This is a genomic window from Streptomyces sp. NPDC059900 (genome assembly GCF_050270335.1).
Lineage (GTDB): Bacteria > Actinomycetota > Actinomycetes > Streptomycetales > Streptomycetaceae > Streptomyces.
This window is the reverse complement of record NZ_JBNNJZ010000005.1, coordinates 1-17,749: the sequence shown is the minus strand read 5'-3', so window position 1 is coordinate 17,749 and position 17,749 is coordinate 1. Positions and strand designations below refer to the sequence as shown.

The 17,749-nt window shown below is 71.7% G+C and carries 12 protein-coding genes and 1 riboswitch; of the genes, 10 read left to right on the top strand and 2 right to left on the bottom strand.

The window, feature by feature from the left end:
* Positions 1 to 4: 4 nt before the first annotated feature.
* On the bottom strand, positions 5 to 2,458 hold the full coding sequence (locus tag ACQKIP_RS01940) for a DNA gyrase/topoisomerase IV subunit A (RefSeq protein WP_365858220.1): 2,454 nt from the start codon (positions 2,456 to 2,458) through the stop codon (positions 5 to 7).
* Positions 2,459 to 2,695: 237 nt separating this feature from the next.
* On the opposite strand from ACQKIP_RS01940, the gene ACQKIP_RS01935 reads away from it, so the two are divergent.
* From ACQKIP_RS01935 to ACQKIP_RS01920, 4 genes are all read left to right on the top strand, one after another.
* Complete coding sequence (locus ACQKIP_RS01935) at positions 2,696 to 4,069, top strand: M16 family metallopeptidase (protein WP_365858222.1); 1,374 nt, start codon at positions 2,696 to 2,698, stop codon at positions 4,067 to 4,069.
* Positions 4,066 to 5,451 (top strand): M16 family metallopeptidase, encoded by a 1,386-nt coding sequence (locus ACQKIP_RS01930; RefSeq protein ID WP_365858224.1) that lies wholly within the window; start codon positions 4,066 to 4,068, stop codon positions 5,449 to 5,451. Before ACQKIP_RS01935 ends, ACQKIP_RS01930 begins: the two co-directional genes overlap by 4 nt.
* A 215-nt stretch (positions 5,452 to 5,666) precedes the next feature.
* Positions 5,667 to 5,830, top strand: a riboswitch (cyclic di-AMP (ydaO/yuaA leader).
* A 12-nt stretch (positions 5,831 to 5,842) separates the two neighbouring features.
* A complete protein-coding gene (locus tag ACQKIP_RS01925; RefSeq protein WP_365858226.1) occupies positions 5,843 to 6,646 on the top strand; it encodes a M23 family metallopeptidase in 804 nt (267 codons plus the stop codon).
* 243 nt (positions 6,647 to 6,889) lie between these two features.
* Complete coding sequence (locus ACQKIP_RS01920) at positions 6,890 to 7,594, top strand: GntR family transcriptional regulator (protein WP_365858228.1); 705 nt, start codon at positions 6,890 to 6,892, stop codon at positions 7,592 to 7,594.
* A 158-nt stretch (positions 7,595 to 7,752) separates the two neighbouring features.
* Here the strand turns inward: ACQKIP_RS01920 and ACQKIP_RS01915 are convergent, their stop codons facing one another.
* On the bottom strand, positions 7,753 to 8,034 hold the full coding sequence (locus tag ACQKIP_RS01915) for an HPr family phosphocarrier protein (protein ID WP_190085156.1): 282 nt from the start codon (positions 8,032 to 8,034) through the stop codon (positions 7,753 to 7,755).
* 209 nt (positions 8,035 to 8,243) lie between these two features.
* On the opposite strand from ACQKIP_RS01915, the gene ACQKIP_RS01910 reads away from it, so the two are divergent.
* The 6 genes from ACQKIP_RS01910 (at position 8,244) to ACQKIP_RS01885 (ending at position 17,559) form a co-directional block, all read left to right on the top strand.
* Complete coding sequence (locus ACQKIP_RS01910) at positions 8,244 to 11,126, top strand: GNAT family N-acetyltransferase (RefSeq protein WP_365858230.1); 2,883 nt, start codon at positions 8,244 to 8,246, stop codon at positions 11,124 to 11,126.
* Between the two features lie 51 nt (positions 11,127 to 11,177).
* A complete protein-coding gene (locus ACQKIP_RS01905) occupies positions 11,178 to 11,765 on the top strand; it encodes a DUF5998 family protein (RefSeq protein WP_365858232.1) in 588 nt (195 codons plus the stop codon).
* Complete coding sequence (locus ACQKIP_RS01900) at positions 11,765 to 12,958, top strand: alkaline phosphatase family protein (RefSeq protein WP_365858234.1); 1,194 nt, start codon at positions 11,765 to 11,767, stop codon at positions 12,956 to 12,958. Before ACQKIP_RS01905 ends, ACQKIP_RS01900 begins: the two co-directional genes overlap by 1 nt.
* Positions 12,959 to 13,040: 82 nt before the next feature.
* Complete coding sequence (locus tag ACQKIP_RS01895; RefSeq protein WP_361197977.1) at positions 13,041 to 13,691, top strand: thymidine kinase; 651 nt, start codon at positions 13,041 to 13,043, stop codon at positions 13,689 to 13,691.
* Positions 13,692 to 13,859: 168 nt separating this feature from the next.
* Positions 13,860 to 14,840, top strand: coding sequence for an AfsA-related hotdog domain-containing protein (locus ACQKIP_RS01890; RefSeq protein ID WP_365858236.1), 981 nt, complete (start codon positions 13,860 to 13,862; stop codon positions 14,838 to 14,840).
* 7 nt (positions 14,841 to 14,847) lie between these two features.
* On the top strand, positions 14,848 to 17,559 hold the full coding sequence (locus ACQKIP_RS01885; protein WP_365858238.1) for an AfsR/SARP family transcriptional regulator: 2,712 nt from the start codon (positions 14,848 to 14,850) through the stop codon (positions 17,557 to 17,559).
* Positions 17,560 to 17,749: the final 190 nt, after the last annotated feature.

Here is a 17,749-nt window from a genome sequence, read left to right as displayed (position 1 = left end):
GCGACTACGCCGGGCCCGCCACCGCTGCCACCGGCTTCGCCAGCGAGACGCCCGAGCCGTCGCGGCGCGGGTCGATCTCCGGCAGCTCCGCGGGCAGGCCGCTGCGCTGGGCCGCGAGCGGCGGCGTCGGGCCCGCCCACGCGAAGCTCAGGCAGTCCTCGCCCTTCAGGAAGCGCTGGACGCGAACGCCGCCCGTGGCCCGGCCCTTGCGGGGGTACTGGTCGAACGGCGTCACCTTGGCCGTCGTCTGCACCGAGTCGTCGAGCGTGCCGCGCGATCCCGCCACCGTGAAGACCACGGCGTCGACGGCCGGGTCCACCGCGACGAACGAGATGACCTTGACGCCGTCCGCGAGCTTGATGCCCGTCATGCCGCCCGCGGGGCGGCCCTGCGGACGGACCTGGGCGGCTTGGTAGCGAAGGAGCTGGGCGTCGTCCGTGATGAAGACCAGGTCTTCCTCGCCCGTGCGCAGCTCGGCCGCGCCGACGATCCGGTCACCGTCCCTGAGGGTGATGACCTCCAGCTCTTCCTTGTGGGACGGATAGTCCGGGACCACCCGCTTGACCACGCCCTGTTCGGTGCCCAGGGCGAGGCCCGGTGAGGACTCGTCCAGGGTCATCAGGCAGATCAGGCTCTCGTCCGGCTCAAGCGTGAGCAGCTCCGCGACGGGGGCGCCTCCGGAGAGGTTGGGTGCCGCCGCCGTCTCCGGAAGCTGCGGGAGGTCCACCACGGACAGGCGCAGGAGACGCCCCTCGGAGGTCACCGCGCCCACCTCGCCCCGCGCGGTGGCGGGGACGGCGGAGACGATCACGTCGTGCTTGACGCGCTTGGTGTCGTTCTCCGCGAAGGGCTCGCCGTTGGCCGTACGGGCCAGGAGGCCGGTCGAGGAGAGGAGCACGCGGCACGGGTCGTCCGCCACCTGGAGGGAGACCGTGGGCGCAGGGGTGCTCGCCGACTCCAGGAGGACCGTGCGCCGGTCCGTGCCGAACTTCTTGGACACGGCGGCCAGTTCGGCCGAGACCAGCTTGCGCAGCTCCGCGTCCGACTCCAGGATCCGGGTCAGCTCGTCGATCTCGGCCTTGAGCTTGTCGCGCTCCGACTCCAGCTCGATGCGGTCGAACTTCGTCAGGCGGCGCAGCGGCGTGTCCAGGATGTACTGCGTCTGGATCTCGCTCAGCGAGAAGCGCTCCATCAGGCGCTCCTTGGCCTGTGCGGAGTTGTCGCTGGAGCGGATGAGGCGGATGACCTCGTCGATGTCCAGGAGGGCGACAAGCAGGCCCTCGACCAGGTGCAGCCGTGCCTGCTTCTTGCCGCGGCGGAACTCGCTGCGGCGCCGCACGACGTCGAAGCGGTGGTCGAGATAGACCTCCAGGAGCTCCTTGAGGCCCAGGGTGAGGGGCTGGCCGTCCACCAGGGCGACGTTGTTGATGCCGAAGGACTCCTCCATCGGCGTCAGTTTGTAGAGCTGTTCCAGGATGGCCTCGGGGACGAAGCCGTTCTTGATCTCGATGACCAGGCGCAGGCCGTGCGAGCGGTCCGTGAGGTCCTTGACGTCGGCGATGCCCTGGAGCTTCTTCGAGCCGACCAGGTCCTTGATCTTCGAGATGACCTTTTCGGGCCCCACGGAGAAGGGCAGTTCGGTCACGACCAGGCCCTTGCGGCGGGCCGTCACGTTCTCGACGGCCACCGTGGCGCGGATCTTGAAGGTGCCGCGCCCCGACTCGTACGCGTCCTTGACTCCGGACAGGCCGACGATGCGGCCGCCCGTGGGCAGGTCCGGGCCCGGCACGAAACGCATCAGCGTCTCCAGGTCGGCCCCGGGGTGCTTGATCAGGTGGCGGGCGGCAGCGATGACCTCGCCGAGGTTGTGCGGCGGCATGTTCGTCGCCATGCCGACGGCGATGCCCGACGCGCCGTTGACCAGGAGGTTCGGATAGGCGGCCGGGAGGGTGACCGGCTCCTGCTCCTGGCCGTCGTAGTTCGACTCGAAGTCGACGGTGTTCTCGTCGATCGACTCCGTCATCAGGGACGTCGCGTCGGCCATCTTGCACTCGGTGTACCGCATGGCGGCCGGCGGGTCGTCGTTGCCGAGCGAGCCGAAGTTGCCGTGCCCGTCCACGAGCGGCAGGCGCATGGAGAAGGGCTGGGCCATGCGCACCAGGGCGTCGTAGATCGACGCGTCTCCGTGCGGGTGCAACTTACCCATGACCTCGCCGACGACGCGGGCGCACTTCACGTAGCCGCGTTCGGGGCGCAGGCCCATTTCGTTCATTTGGTACACGATTCTGCGGTGTACCGGCTTCATGCCGTCGCGGGCGTCCGGCAGGGCGCGCGAGTAGATGACCGAATACGCGTACTCGAGGAAGGAGCCCTGCATCTCGTCGACGACGTCGATGTCGAGGATCTTCTCCTCGAACGACTCGTCGGGCGGCGGGGTCTTCGTGCTGCGGCGGGCCATCGCTGCTGCGGCTCCTTCACGGTGTCTGCCAGGGCATCAGCAAGAGTCTGACGCCGACCATCAACGGGATCTGACGCCGACCATTGTGGACTGTCCCACTGACAACGCCGACCACGACCCGGACTTCGGGCACGAGTACGCCGAGCGCGGAGCGGGAACTTCGCCGGTAGTCAGCGCGCTTGCATACAGTGTCAGGACTGGCAGAAATTCCAGCTTTTAGCGATCGAAGGGACGTACATGCCCATGGGTCACACGGCCACAGCCGAGGCCGGCTCCGGCGGCCTGACAGCGACCGAGCACCGGCTGGCCAACGGCCTGCGCGTGGTGCTTTCCGAGGACCACCTGACCCCGGTCGCCGCGGTCTGTCTCTGGTACGACGTCGGTTCGCGCCACGAGGTCAAGGGCCGTACGGGCCTCGCACACCTCTTCGAGCACCTCATGTTCCAGGGCTCGAAGCAGGTCCAGGGCAACGGCCACTTCGAGCTGGTCCAGGGCGCGGGCGGTTCGCTGAACGGAACCACCAGCTTCGAGCGCACCAACTATTTCGAGACGATGCCCGCACACCAGCTGGAGCTGGCCCTGTGGCTCGAAGCCGACCGCATGGGCTCGCTGCTCTCCGCGCTCGACGACGAATCCATGGAGAACCAGCGTGACGTCGTCAAGAACGAGCGCCGCCAGCGCTACGACAACGTTCCCTACGGCACGGCGTTCGAAAAGCTGACCGCCCTGTCGTACCCCGAGGGCCACCCCTACCACCACACCCCGATCGGCTCCATGGCCGACCTGGACGCGGCGACGCTGGAGGACGCGCGGAACTTCTTCCGTACGTACTACGCGCCCAACAACGCCGTCCTGTCCGTCGTCGGCGACATCGACCCCGAGGAGACCCTCGCCTGGGTCGAGAAGTACTTCGGGTCCATCCCCTCGCACGACGGCAAGCAGCCGCCGCGTGACGGCTCGCTGCCCGACGTCATCGGCAAGGAGCTGCGCGAGGTCGTCGAGGAGGATGTCCCGGCCCGCGCCCTGATGGCCGCCTACCGCCTCCCGGAGGACGGCACGCGCGCGTGCGACGCGGCCGACCTGGCGCTCACGGTCCTCGGCAGCGGCGAGTCGTCCCGGCTCTACAACCGCCTCGTGCGCCGCGACCGCACCGCGGTGGCGGCCGGATTCGGCCTGCTGCGGCTCGCCGGCGCCCCCTCGCTGGGCTGGCTCGACGTGAAGACGTCCGGCGACGTCGAGGTGCCCGTCATCGAGGCCGCCGTCGACGAGGAGCTCGCCCGCTTCGCGGAAGAGGGCCCCACCGAGGAGGAGATGGAGCGCGCCCAGGCACAGCTGGAGCGCGAGTGGCTTGACCGGCTCGCCACGGTCGCGGGCCGCGCGGACGAACTGTGCCGTTACGCCGTCCTGTTCGGCGACCCGCAGCTCGCCCTGACCGCCGTCGGGCGTGTCCTCGACGTCACCGCCGAAGAGGTCAAGGCGGCCGCAGCGGCCCGCCTGCGCCCCGACAACCGCGCGGTGCTCGTGTACGAACCCGTAGCGGACACAGCCGACGCAGCGGACACAGCGGGCCCCGAAGCCACCGACGAGGACGAAGAGGAGGCGGCGAAGTGACCGAGGCCGCGACGATGCAGTTCCACCCGCAGCCGCAAGCGGGCGCCGCCCGGCCGTGGGCCTTCCCCGCGCCCGAGCGCGCCACCCTGGACAACGGCCTCACCGTGCTGCGCTGCCACCGCCCCGGCCAGCAGGTCGTCGCCGTGGAGATCCACCTGGAGGCGCCGCTCGAAGCCGAGCCCGCGGGCCTCGACGGCGTCGCCACGATCATGGCGAGGGCCTTCAACGAAGGCACCGACAAGCACTCCGCCGAGGACTTCGCCGCCGAGCTCGACCGCTGCGGCGCCAGCATGGACGCGCACGCCGACCACCCCGGCGTCCGGGTCTCCCTGGAGGTCCCGGTCTCCCGTCTGCCGAAGGCGCTCGGTCTGCTCTCCGACGCCCTGCGCGCCCCCGCCTTCGCGGACAGCGAGATCGAACGCCTCGTGACCAACCGCCTGGACGAGATCCCGCACGAGGCCGCCAACCCGGGGCGCCGCGCAGCCAAGGAGCTCTCCCGGCAGCTGTTCCCGGCCACCTCGCGCATGTCGCGGCCCCGGCAGGGCACGGAGGAGACGGTCAAGGCCATCGACTCCGCCGCGGTGCGTGCCTTCTACGAGAAGCACGTGCGTCCCGCCACGGCGACCGCCGTCGTCGTGGGCGACCTCACCGGCACCGACCTGGACGCCGTCCTCGCCGACACCCTCGGCTCCTGGACGGGCGGCACGGCCCAGCCGCGGCCGGTGCCCCCGGTGACCGCCGACGACACCGGGCGTGTCGTGATCGTCGACCGCCCGGGCGCCGTCCAGACGCAGCTGCTCATCGGTCGCGTGGGACCGGACAGGCACGACCGTGTCTGGCCCGCCCAGGTGCTCGGCACGTACTGCCTCGGCGGCACCCTCACCTCGCGCCTGGACCGCGTCCTGCGCGAGGAGAAGGGATACACCTACGGCGTACGGTCGTTCGCCCAGGTCCTGCGTTCGGCTCCGGACGGCACCGGCGCCGCCATGCTGGCCATCAGCGGCTCCGTGGACACCGAGTCCACGGGACCGGCCCTCGATGACCTGTGGAAGGTCCTGCGCACCCTCGCCGCCGAAGGCCTCACGGACGCCGAGCGCGATGTCGCCGTGCAGAACCTGGTGGGCGTGGCCCCGCTCAAGTACGAGATGGCGGCGTCCGTCGCGGCCACCCTGGCCGACCAGGTCGAGCAGCACCTGCCCGACGACTTCCAGGCCCAGCTGTACCGCCAGTTGGCCGCGACCGGCACCGTGGAGGCCACCGCCGCCGTGGTGAGCGCCTTCCCCGTGGACCGGCTCGTGACGGTGCTCGTCGGCGATGCCGCGCAGATCGAGGAGCCCGTCAGGGCGCTCGGCATCGGCGAAGTGAGTGTCGTCACCGGCTGAGCACGGTGACAGCCTGAGTGACAGTCAGGACATATGGGGACCCCAGTGGCTGGAATTAGCCACTGGGGTCCCCATATGTCCGAATTAGTACGGAGGTTACGTGTCTGCCCTGTGGCGTGCGCTACAAAAGCTCTGATCCGTTTGTCGTTTGAAAGACGCCACGCTTAGCGTCTGGTCCGGCTGTTCGTCATGCAGTACGCCGCACCCGCGGCACCGGACAGTCATCGCCGAGTCCCCGTACGGCGCGAGCCAGGGGAGCCGGGGACCCACATGTCCCCTTGGGGTGAATCGGGAACCTTGCCGTGAGGTGAGGGACTCGTAGGAGACCTTCCTGCTCCGAACCCGTCAGCTAACCCGGTAGGCGAGAAGGAAGGAAAGGATCAGCCGCTTCATGGCGTTTACCCGTGCCACCGGGAAGCACCGTCGCCCGAGCCGCCTCACGCGCACGACCGCGAATGTGGCGGGCGTCGCCGCACTGACCACCACCGGTGTCATCGGAGGCCTGGCCGCTCCGGCGCTCGCCGCCGACGACGCGGTTGCCCTCGAGCACACCGGCCTCACCCAGGCCGTCTCCGTCGGCGACTCGCTGGCCGCGAGCATCGACGCGCAGGCCACCGCCCAGCAGCAGGCCGCCGACGCCGCCGCGGCCGCCAAGAAGGCCGAAGAGGCCGCCAAGAAGAAGGCCGAGGAGGCCAAGCGCAAGGCCGAGGCCGAGGCGAAGGCCAAGGCCAAGAAGGAGCGCGAGGCCAAGGAGCGCGCCGCCCGCGAGGCCGAGCGCAAGCGCCTGAACACCTACGTCGCCCCGGTCTCCGGCTCGTCCGTCTCCACGGGCTACCAGGCGGGCGGCGGCATGTGGTCCTCCGGCAGCCACACCGGGATCGACTTCCACGCCGCGTCCGGCACCTCGGTCCACGCGGTGGGCTCCGGCACCGTCGTCGAGGCCGGCTGGGGCGGCGCCTACGGCAACAACGTGGTCATCAAGATGAACGACGGCACGTACACCCAGTACGGCCACATGTCGTCCCTCGGTGTCACCGTCGGCCAGGCGGTCACGCCGGGCCAGCAGATAGGCCTGTCGGGCTCCACCGGCAACTCCAGCGGCCCGCACCTGCACTTCGAGGCCCGCACCGGCGAGGACTACGGCACGGACATCGACCCGGTCGCCTACCTCCGCTCGCACGGCGTCAACGTCTGATCCACGGCGGCCCGCGCGACGCACACCCGATTCACCGAAAGCCCCGGCTCATCGCGAGCCGGGGCTTTCGTCGTTCCCCGCCTCCTTTGGTCACGTCCCCGCCGCCTTTGGTCACGCATCACCTTTGGCCAAAAGTATCCATGGATTCTGGCCAGCCATCGGAAATTCAGTCGCTCTGCAATAGAGTCACTGAAAAAGCGTCGATCGACCGCGTTTCGCGGGGATTAAGGCGGAGGTCAGGTCATGCGCATTCCCGCGCACTCGGTGTGCACGGCCATCCGGGACGACATCGTCTCCGGTGTCTACGAACGGGGCGGCCGGCTCACCGAGGAACTGCTCGCGCGCCGCTACGGAGTCTCCCGCGTCCCCGTGCGCGAGGCCCTGCGCACCCTGGAGGCCGAGGGCTTCGTCGTCACGCGCCGGCATGCGGGCGCCTGCGTGGCCGAGCCCACCGAGCAGGAGGCCGCCGACCTCCTGGAGATCCGCCTGCTCCTGGAGCCGCTCGGCGCCGCCCGTGCCGCGCAGCGCCGCACGGAGGCCCATCTGAAGGTCCTGCGCGGCCTCGTCAGGCTCGGCCAGGAGCGTTCCCGGCGCGGCCACAGCGAGGACCTGCGCTCGCTGGGCGGCTGGTTCCACGAGACGCTCGCCCAGTCGTCCGGCAGCCCCGGCCTCACGGCGCTGCTCACCCAGCTCCGGCACAAGATCGCCTGGATGTACGTCGTCGAGGGGCCGGCCGCTCCCGCGGAGTCCTGGGCGGAGCACGCCGCGATCGTCGACGCGGTCGCCCGCGGGGACGCGGAACGGGCCAGGTCGCTCGCCGCGGCCCACGCGGAACGGTCGACGGCCGCGCACCGGCCGCGCTTTGTTCCGCAAGGTCACCGGGCCGTGGGCCGTGATCGTGTGAGGGATTCGCAACATGCCGTAAACACGGTGGGCCTCCGGCATTAACAGAGGCGCCGTATACAAAGAAGTGCTATTCGGCGGGGTGCTATTTCTGCTGCCCGAATCCGGGATAAGTCCTCGGTATTCGGCGGGGTGCGCAAAAACGGCGAAGGGCCCGCCCTCGAATTCGGGCGGGCCCTTCGCCGTATGAGTACCGGTCTTTACTAGACAGTCTCGGGAAGCTCCTCGAGACCGTCGGCGACCAGCTTCGCCAGACGGTCGAGAGCAGCGTCCGCACCCTCGGCGTCGGAGGCGAGCACGATCTCCTCGCCGCCCTGCGCGCCCAGGCCGAGCACGGCGAGCATGGAGGCGGCGTTCACGGGGTTGCCGTCCGCCTTGGCGATCGTCACGGGGACGCCGGCGGCGGTGGCCGCGCGGACGAAGATGGAGGCGGGTCGGGCGTGAAGGCCCTCGGCCCAGCCGACGTTGACGCGGCGCTCAGCCATGTGTTGCTGCCCTTCCGGATGTCTCACAGTTGTCTAGACCAGTGTCTCATGCCGTCACGCGTGCTCCGCCGGCCGCTGGTCCGTACGGCATCGACCGGAGGTCCTGCCCCGTCGACCGTACGTCCTCGTGCCACGGGCCCGCGTCCCGCCCTTCGACGACTCCTAGCCTGCCCCGGCCGCCGCGCCCCCGCGACCCGTACCCTGGCCCCATGACGACCCCGTCGGACCGGCAGGCATATCCCTCCCACTGGGAAGCCGATGTCGTCCTGCGTGACGGAGGCACCGCCCGGATCCGGCCGATCACGGCCGAGGACGCGGACCGCCTCGTCAGCTTCTACGAGCAGGTCTCGGACGAGTCGAAGTACTACCGCTTCTTCGCGCCCTACCCCCGCCTGTCCGCCAAGGACGTCCACCGGTTCACCCATCACGACCAAGTGGACCGCGTGGGTCTCGCGGCCACCGTGGGCGGCGAGTTCATCGCGACCGTGCGCTTCGACCGCATCGACTCCCGCGGCATGTCCGCGAGCGCGCCCGCCGACGAGGCCGAGGTCGCCTTCCTGGTGCAGGACGCCCATCAGGGCCGCGGCGTCGCCTCCACCCTCCTCGAACACATCGCGGCCGTCGCCAGGGAGCGCGGCATCCGGCGCTTCGCCGCCGAGGTGCTGCCCGCCAACACCAAGATGATCAAGGTGTTCACGGATGCGGGCTACCAGCAGAAGCGCAGCTTCGAGGACGGCGTCGTACGACTCGAATTCGATCTGGAACCGACCGACCGCTCGCTCGCCGTGCAGCGCGCCAGGGAGCAGCGCGCCGAGGCGCGGTCGGTGCAGCGGCTGCTGACACCGGCGTCGGTCGCCGTGATCGGCGTCGGGCGCACGCCGGGCGGCGTGGGCCGCAGCGTGCTGCGCAATCTGCGCGAGGCGGGCTTCACGGGCAGTCTGTACGCGGTGAACAGCGCGTTCGAGGCGGGGAGCGAGGTCGACGGGGTGCCCGCGTACCGCTCCGTGCGGGACATCGACGCGCCCGTCGAGCTGGCCGTCGTCACCGTGCCCGCCGAGCGGGTGCCGCAGGCCGTCGCCGAGTGCGGCGAGCTCGGGGTGCCCGGCCTCGTCGTGATCTCCGCCGGGTACGCGGAAAGCGGTCCCGAAGGGCGTGAGCGGCAGCGCGAGCTGGTGCGGCAGGCGCGGTCGTACGGCACGCGCATCCTCGGCCCGAACGCCTTCGGGGTCATCAATACGTCGCCGGACGTGCGGCTCAACGCCTCGCTGGCCCCGCATCCTCCCGAGCGCGGGCGGATCGGCCTCTTCACCCAGTCCGGTGCGATCGGCATCGCGCTGCTGTCCGGGCTGCACCGGCGCGGTGCGGGTCTTTCGACCTTCGTCAGTGCGGGCAACCGTGCGGACGTGTCCGGCAACGACGTGCTCCAGTACTGGTACGAGGACCCCGACACCGATGTCGCCCTGATGTACCTGGAGTCCATCGGCAACCCCCGCAAGTTCACCCGGCTCGCCCGGCGGGCGGCGACGGCGAAGCCGCTGGTCGTGGTGCAGGGGGCCAAGCACAGCGGGATCGCGCCCACGGGGCACGCCGTCCAGGCCACGCGGCTTCCGCATGCCACGGTGTCGGCGCTGCTGCGCCAGGCCGGGGTCATCCGGGTGGACACCGTCACCGAGATGGTGGACGCGGGGCTGCTGCTTGCGGGGCAGCCGTTGCCCGCGGGGCCGCGGGTGGCGATTCTCGGGAACTCCGAGTCGCTCGGGCTGCTCACGTACGACGCGTGTGTTGCTGACGGGCTTCGGCCGTTGCCTCCGCGGGATCTGACTACCGGGGCCACCCCGGAGGACTTCCGGGCCGCCTTGGTCGACGCCCTGTCGGACGATGCCTGTGACTCGGTGATCGTGACCGCCATTCCCTGGGTGGGGGAGGACGGGCCCACTCCCGAGTCTCCCGAGGGGGAGGAGCTTGCCGCCGCTCTGCGGGATGCGGCCGCGGGGTGTCCGGCGAAGCCGGTGGCCGTGGTGCACGTCGAGCTTGGCGGGCTTGCCGAAGCGCTTTCGGCTGCCGCGAGTACCCGGCCCGACGCCCCTGCACAGGCACCCGGCGGTGAGCGCTGTGCCCACCCTTCCCCAAGCTCTCAACTACGTTCGAGCAGGGGAGACCCCAATCGCCCTGCGGAACGCCTGCCCACAGCAGCGGACACGGACACGGACACGGACTCTGCCTATCGCATCCCCGCCTACCCCGCCGCCGAGCGTGCCGTCCGTGCGCTTGCCGAAGCCGTTAAGTACGCGCAGTGGCGGCGGGAAGCAGCGGAGCCCGGCAAAGTGCATGAGTACGAGGACATCGACGAGCACGGCACCGCCCGGCGGATCGATGAGCTGCTGGCCGAGCAGGGCGACCCGCGTGGCGCCACCCTCACCCAGGACGACGCGCGCGAACTGCTCGGGCGCTACGGCATCGACGTACGGGACGCCCTGCCCGCGCCCGACCCCGGCGCCGCGGTGGCGGCCGCCCGCACGCTCGGCTACCCCGTGGCCCTCAAGACCACGGCCCCGCACCTGCGCCACCGCGCCGACCTCGGCGGTGTCCGCCTCGACCTCGCGGACGAAGAGCAATTGCGCCGTGCCTACGCCGAATTGACCGAGACGTTCGGCAAGCCCGTCGAGCTGCGGCCCGTGGTGCAGGCGATGGCGCCCCGTGGCGTCGACACCGTCGTCCGCGCGGTCATCGACCCGGCGGCCGGAGCGGTGCTCTCCTTCGGGCTCGCCGGCGCCGCGTCCGAGCTGCTCGGCGACACCGGGCACCGGCTGATTCCGGTCACGGAGCGCGACGCGGGCTCCCTGGTCAGGTCCATCCGGACCGCCCCGCTCCTCTTCGGCTGGCGCGGCTCGGCGCCCGTGGACACTCCGGCCCTGGAGGAACTGCTCCAGCGGGTCTCGCGCCTCGTGGACGATCACCCCGAGGTGGTCACCGTCTCCCTGGAGCCCGTGGTCGTTGCCCAGCGCGGCCTCTCCGTGCTCGGCGCCTCCGTGCGTCTAGCGCCGCCGCCCGCCCGCGACGACCTCGGTCCGCGGGCCCTGCCCGGGTACTGAGGCGGCCAGTGGGGCACCGCGTGCCCTCTGCCGGGCCGTAGGATGGACGGCATGGCAAAGACCGGTACGACGACCCAGGGGCTGCGCGCGGCGATCGAGCGCAGCGGCTACTACCCGGCCCTCGTGGCCGAGGCGGTGGAGGCCGCGATCGGCGGCGAACCCATCGGGTCCTACCTGGTCCATCAGGAAACCACGTTCGACGCGAACGAAGTGCGCCGGCACGTGACGGTCCTCGTCCTGACCGGCACCCGTTTCATCGTCAGCCACACGGACGAGCAGGCGGCGGACAGCACGTCCCCGACGCCGTACGCGACGACCTCCACGGAGTCCGTGAAGATCGGCCGGATCTCCTCCGTCGTCGTCAGCCGGGTCGTCGCCAACCCCGAGAAGTACGTTCCTGGCTCGCTGCCCCGCGAGGTCGTCCTGACCATCGGCTGGGGCGCCGTGGCGCGCATCGACATCGAGCCCGCGGCCTGCGGCGATCCCAACTGCGAGGCGGACCACGGGTACACCGGCAGCTCCACCGCCGACGACCTCAGCCTGCGCGTCAGCGAGGCGGGTGACGGCCCGGACACCGTGCGCCAGACCCTGGCGTTCGCGCAGGCGCTGTCCGAGGCGACCGCGGAGACCGCCCGCTGATGTCCCTGCCCGCCTGGGACGACGTACAGCCGCTCGCCCTCGACACCGCGCCCCTGCCCGAGTACGGCACGGGCTCGCTCGCCGACCTGCTGCCCACGCTCGTCTCCCACCAGGGCGTCGAAGGCTTCTCGCCGGTGATCCAGGAGCTGGCCCCCGCCGACCGGAACTGCGTCTTCCTGATCGACGGCCTCGGCTGGGAGCAGCTCCGCGCCCACCCGGCGGAGGCGCCCTTCCTGACCTCGCTCATCGGTTCGTCCCGTGGCGGTACGGGCCGTCCGATCACCGCCGGTTTCCCCGCCACCACGGCGACCTCGCTCGCCTCGGTCGGCACGGGCCTGCCGCCCGCCTCGCACGGCCTGCCCGGCTACGCCGTCCGCAACCCCGCCACCGGCGAGCTGATGAACCAGCTCCGCTGGAACCCGTGGACGGACCCCCGCAAGTGGCAGCCGTACCCCACCGTCTTCCAGCAGGCCCACGCGGCGGGTGTGCACACCGCCCAGGTGTCGTCGCCGACCTTCGAGAGGACCCCGCTCACCAAGATCGCGCTCAGCGGCGGCACCTTCCGCGGCAAGCTCTCCGGCGAGGACCGCATGGACCTCGCCGCCGAGCAGCTCGGCGCGGGCGACCGGTCCCTCGTCTACACGTACTACGCGGAAGTCGACGGCAAGGGCCACCGCTTCGGCGTCGACTCCGACGCCTGGCGCGGCCAGCTCATGTACGTCGACCGGCTCGTCCAGCGCCTGGCCGAGCAACTCCCGCCGCGCAGCGCCCTGTACGTCACCGCCGACCACGGCATGCTCGACATCCCCTTCGACGAACAGTCCCGCATCGACTTCGACGAGGACTGGGAGCTGCGTGCCGGTGTCGCCCTCCTCGGCGGCGAGGGCCGCGCCCGTCATGTGTACGCGGTGCCGGGCGCCGAGAACGACGTCCTGACCGTCTGGCGCGAGGTGCTCGGCGAGCAGTTCTGGGTGGCGGGCCGGGACGAGGCGATCGCTGCGGGCTGGTTCGGTCCGCCGGGCGCCGTCGACGAGCGGGTCCGCGGACGCATCGGCGACGTCATCGCGGCGGCCCACGACGACGTGGCGATCATCGCCACCGAGAAGGAGCCGAAGGAGTCTGCCCTGGTCGGCATGCACGGCTCCATGACCCCCGTCGAGCAGCTCGTGCCCCTGATCGAAGTACGCTCCTGACCGGACTCCGACCCCCGGCGAGCACCGTCCCCGCGTCAGCACCGTCCCCTCGTACGTACACCTCGAAAGGCCGCAACTCCCCATGCCCGAGCTGGTGTTCTTCTCCGGAACGATGGACTGCGGAAAGAGCACGCTGGCTCTGCAGATCGAGCACAACCGCTCGGCCCGCGGCCTGAAAGGGATGATCTTCACCCGTGACGACCGCGCGGGCGAGGGCAAGCTCTCCTCGCGGCTCGGCCTGGTCACGGACGCGATCGAGGCCGCGGACGACTTCGACTTCTACGCCCATCTCGTCGACCACCTCTCGCGGGGCGGCCGCGCGGACTACGTGATCGTGGACGAGGCGCAGTTCCTCGCCCCCGGGCAGATCGACCAGCTGGCCCGGGTCGTCGACGACCTGGGGCTCGGCGTCTTCGCCTTCGGCATCACCACGGACTTCCGCTCCAAGCTCTTCCCCGGCTCGCAGCGCCTGGTCGAACTCGCCGACCGTGTCGAGGTGTTGCAGGTCGAGGCGCTGTGCTGGTGCGGCGCCCGCGCCACCCACAACGCCCGCACCATAGGCGGTGCGATGGTCGTCGAAGGCGCCCAGGTCGTCGTCGGCGACGTCAACCACGCCGCGGACGAGGTGGGTTACGAGGTGCTGTGCCGCCGCCACCACCGCAAGCGCATGACGAGCGCCACGTCGCACGCGGCGGCCCTGTCGCCCGACGTCCTGCCGGTCACTCCCGGCTGAGCGCCGTCCGCCCGCCGCCCGCCGCCGTACGGGCGTGCGGGGAGGGTGCGCGGGGACACGCATGAATTCGTCATGTTGAAGGCATGACGGCGAGGATTCCCTGGTCGGCGGGGTGTGGCCGAGACTCGAACGTGCCAAGGATTCGGTCGCCCGCCCCGAAGGACTGCCATGGACATCGTGCCCGAGCTTTCGCCGTTCTTCCGCGGTCCTCAGCACTTGGTGCACAAGCCGGAGAGCCCCGAGGCCTTCCTCCTGGACGCGGGCGCGCCCGTACGGCAGAGCTTCACCTACGCCACCGAACTGCCCGAAGGGCACCCGCTGTTCGACGACGTGGCCGCGCCCTTCCACGACCTGCTCTTCCCCGTCGAGGCGCTGCGGCACGCCGCGCTTTTCGCGGCCCGGCAGTACTTCCGGGTGCCGCCGCAGCGGATCACCGCGGTCTCAGCGAGCGGCACGGAGATCACCGACGTGACTCCGTGGCGGCGCTCCGGCGGGCCCGCCCGGCTCGCGCTCGAACTCGCCCTCACCCCGGTCAACGTGATCACGGGAGTGCCCCGCGGCCTGGAGTGCGAGGCCGTCGTGTCGATCGGCGGCCGGCGCTGCGGGACGGCCGGGGCCGAACTCGTCTTCCTCTCGCCCGGCGTGCACCGCGGTCACCGCGAGGCGGGGCGGCGGCAGAGCGAACAGAGTCTCCTCGCGGGGCACGGGCAGTTCACGGTGACCGGTGTGCCCGCGCCCGAACGCGTGGGGCGGCGCAGCTCCCGCAACGTCCTCGTGGGCCTGCCGGTCGAGGGCGAGGACGAACGGCTGGTCTTCCCCGTGGACCTGGACGCCGCTGGACAGGTACTCGGCGACGAGGTGCCCGCGGCGCTGTTCCTGGAGGCCTCGCGGCAGGCGGCCCTGATGGCCGCCGCCGAACTGCACGGCTTCGTCACGTCGCACGCGCTGCTCACCCACTGGCACGGCGCCTTCCGCGGCTTCGCCGAGCCCGCGCTGCCCCTGCACTGCGCGGTGCACGCACAGAAGCCGGACGAGGGAGGCGTCGTGCGGGATGCCGCCGGGCAGCCCACGGCCCGGTTACGCCTCGACTTCCTGCAGGGCGACCGCGAAGTGGCCAGGGTGTCCGCGTCCGTACTCCAGGACTGCTAGGCACGCCATGCGATTCCGAGTGCTCGGACCGGTACGGATGGCGCCGCGGGCGCCGACCGCGGCCAAGCCGCGCGTGGTGCTCGCCACCCTGCTGATGCAGAGCAACAGCGTGGTGTCGACACACGCCCTCATCGACGAACTGTGGAGCCAGGAGCCGCCCCGCACGGCCGCCACCACCCTCCAGGTCTACGTCTCCCACCTGCGCAAGGCACTCGCGGACGGCGTCGCGGGCAGCGGCGACGGCGTCGCGGGCGCGGGCACAGGCGACGGCGTGCAGCCGCTCCTGACCGTGCCGCCCGGCTATCTGCTCCGGGTCGCCGACGACGACCTCGACCTGCTGGTCTTCGAGACGTTGCGGGACGAGGGGCGGGCAGCATACGGGCGCAAGGACTACGCGGAGGCGTCCCGGCGGCTCTCGCGGGCGCTCGCCCTGTGGACGGGCCCCGCGCTCTCCGGCATTCCGCACGGGCCGACCCTGCAGACCTCCGCGATCCGGCTCGACGAGCTGCGCCTGGAGGCCCTGGAGCAGCGCATCTCCGCCGATCTGCGCATGGGCCGCCACCAGGAACTGATCGGCGAACTCATGGCCCTCGCCCATGACCACCCCCTGCGCGAGACCCTGCATTGCCATCTGATGGTCGCGCTGTACCGCTCGGGACGGCAGTCGGACGCCCTGCACGTGTACCACCGGGCCCGCCGCGGACTCGTCGACGAACTCGGGGTGGAACCCGGCCCCGTGATGAGCCGCCTCCTGGAGCGGATTCTCGCCTCCGACCCCGCACTGACCTGGCAGCAGGACACTCCCCGTACGCCCGGGACTCCGCAGACGGCCGCGGGGCCCGTGGTGCGGCTGCCGGGACCGGTGGACCACTTCACCGGGCGCGCGGCCCAACTCGCCCTGGGGCGACGGTTCCTGTCGGGCGCCGGGCCGCTGCCGGGGCGGGTGCTCGCGGTGTCCGGGCGGGCCGGGGCCGGGAAGACCGCCCTCGCCGCCCGCCTCGCGCACGACGCCGGTGATCTCTTCCCCGACGGCCGGGTGCTGCTGTTGCTGCGCGACGCCGGTGGGCGCGCCCTGACCCCGCATGCCGCCCTGACGACGCTGCTGCGCAGGCTGCGAGGCGGCAGGGAAGACGCGTCGCCCGTGGTGGGCGGCGGCCGGGAGGAGCCCGCCGTCGCCGCTCCGGAGTCCGAATCCGCCGATCTGGTCTACGAGTTGACCAAGGGACGCAAGATGCTCTTCGTCCTGGACGACGCGGTGTCCGAGGCGCAGGTCCGGCCGGTGCTCGCGGCGCTGCCCGACAGCACGGTCCTGCTGACCGGCCGGCATGCGCTCGGCGCCCTCGACGGCGTACAGCACCTCGTCCTCGACGTGTTCAGCAGCCAGGAGGCGGCGGAACTGCTCGTGCGGTGCGGCGGTCCCGCGATGCGCGAGGACCCGGCCGCGGCCGGCGAGACGGCCCGGCTGTGCGGCAACCTGCCGCTCGCGCTGCGGGTGGCCGCCGCGGGGCTCGCCGCGCGGCCGCACTGGAGCGCCGCGGACCTCGTGGGACGGCTCGCCGACGAGCGGACCCGGCTCAGCTCCCTGGAGCTCGGCGACCTCGACGTGCGCAGCAGTCTGCTGACCGCCTACCGGGACGTGGGGATACAGGGACGCCAGGCGTTCCGGCTGCTCGGGCTCGCCCCGCTGCCCGACTTCGCGCTGTGGAGCGCGGCGGCGCTGCTTGCCACGGAACTCCCGGAGGCCGAGCGGCACACCGAGGAACTGGTGCGCGCCCGGCTCCTGGAGGCCGTCGCCCGTCCGGGGCAGCTGACCACGGTGCGCTACAGCTTCCACCCCCTGCTGCGGTCCCTCTCCCTCGAACTGCTCGACAGGCGCCCGGTGTCGGCGACCGACCGGCTCGGCCGCGCCTTCCTGGCCCTCGCGCGGCACGCCGACGCCCTGCTCGCGCCGGGGCGCGACCCTCTGGGGGACTCCCTGGTGCCGCCGGCCGGTATCAACCCGGGCGCACTGATCGGACCGGCGCCCCTCCAGTGGTTCCGGGAGGAGGCTGCGGGTCTCCTGGAGACCGTACGGCAGACGCACGCGGCCGGACTCTGGCAGCTCTGCTCGGCCCTGGCGTCGGCGGCGGCGGGCTACTACGAGGCCGGGGCGCTGTGGGACGACTGGGCGCAGGGGCACCACCTCGCCCTGGACGCGGCCCGGCAGGCCGGTGACCCGCACGCGGAGGCCGCGGTGCTTCGCTCGCTCGGCGATCTGGCGTGGCAGCGGCAGGAGACGGCGACGGCCGTCGACCGCTACCGCCTCGCCTGGCACCTCTTCACGCGCTGCGGGGACCGCGCCTGTGCCGCCCGCTGTCTGTCCGGCGAGGCGGACGTCATGCTCGGGCAGGGTCGCGGGGCGCGGGCCGAGCGTGGCTACGTGCGCGCGCTGTCGGCCGGGCAGGCCGAGAACGACCACCGCGGCATTGCCGACGCCCTGCGCGGTCTGGCGCTCGTGGCACTGCGGGAGGGGCGGACCGCCGAGGCCAGGGGGCGCCTCGCCGAGTGCGCGACGCAGGCCGGGCGTGCGGGAGACCGGCGCTGGGAGGAGTACGCGACGCGCACCCTCGGCGCCGTGGACGCGGCGGTGGCCGCGGGCCGCGAGGGTGACATCGCGGGCCGGCCGCTGGAGGTCAGGCCGGGCGTGTGGCTGCTTTCGGCGCCCGTTCCCGGCCGCTGAAGGGACGCTTGTGCGGCCTCAAAGCGCTCTGCAACTCGATGAGTTGACCCAGTAGCGTTACGTGGTGCCCCCCGGTGAGTGAATCCCGTGAGTGGCTCCCCAGGGACGCCACGAAAGGAGCGCAGAGACAGTGCGCCGTATCGCGTCCGAAGTCCAGATCAGCGCCGGTCCCCAAGAGGTGTGGGCCGTG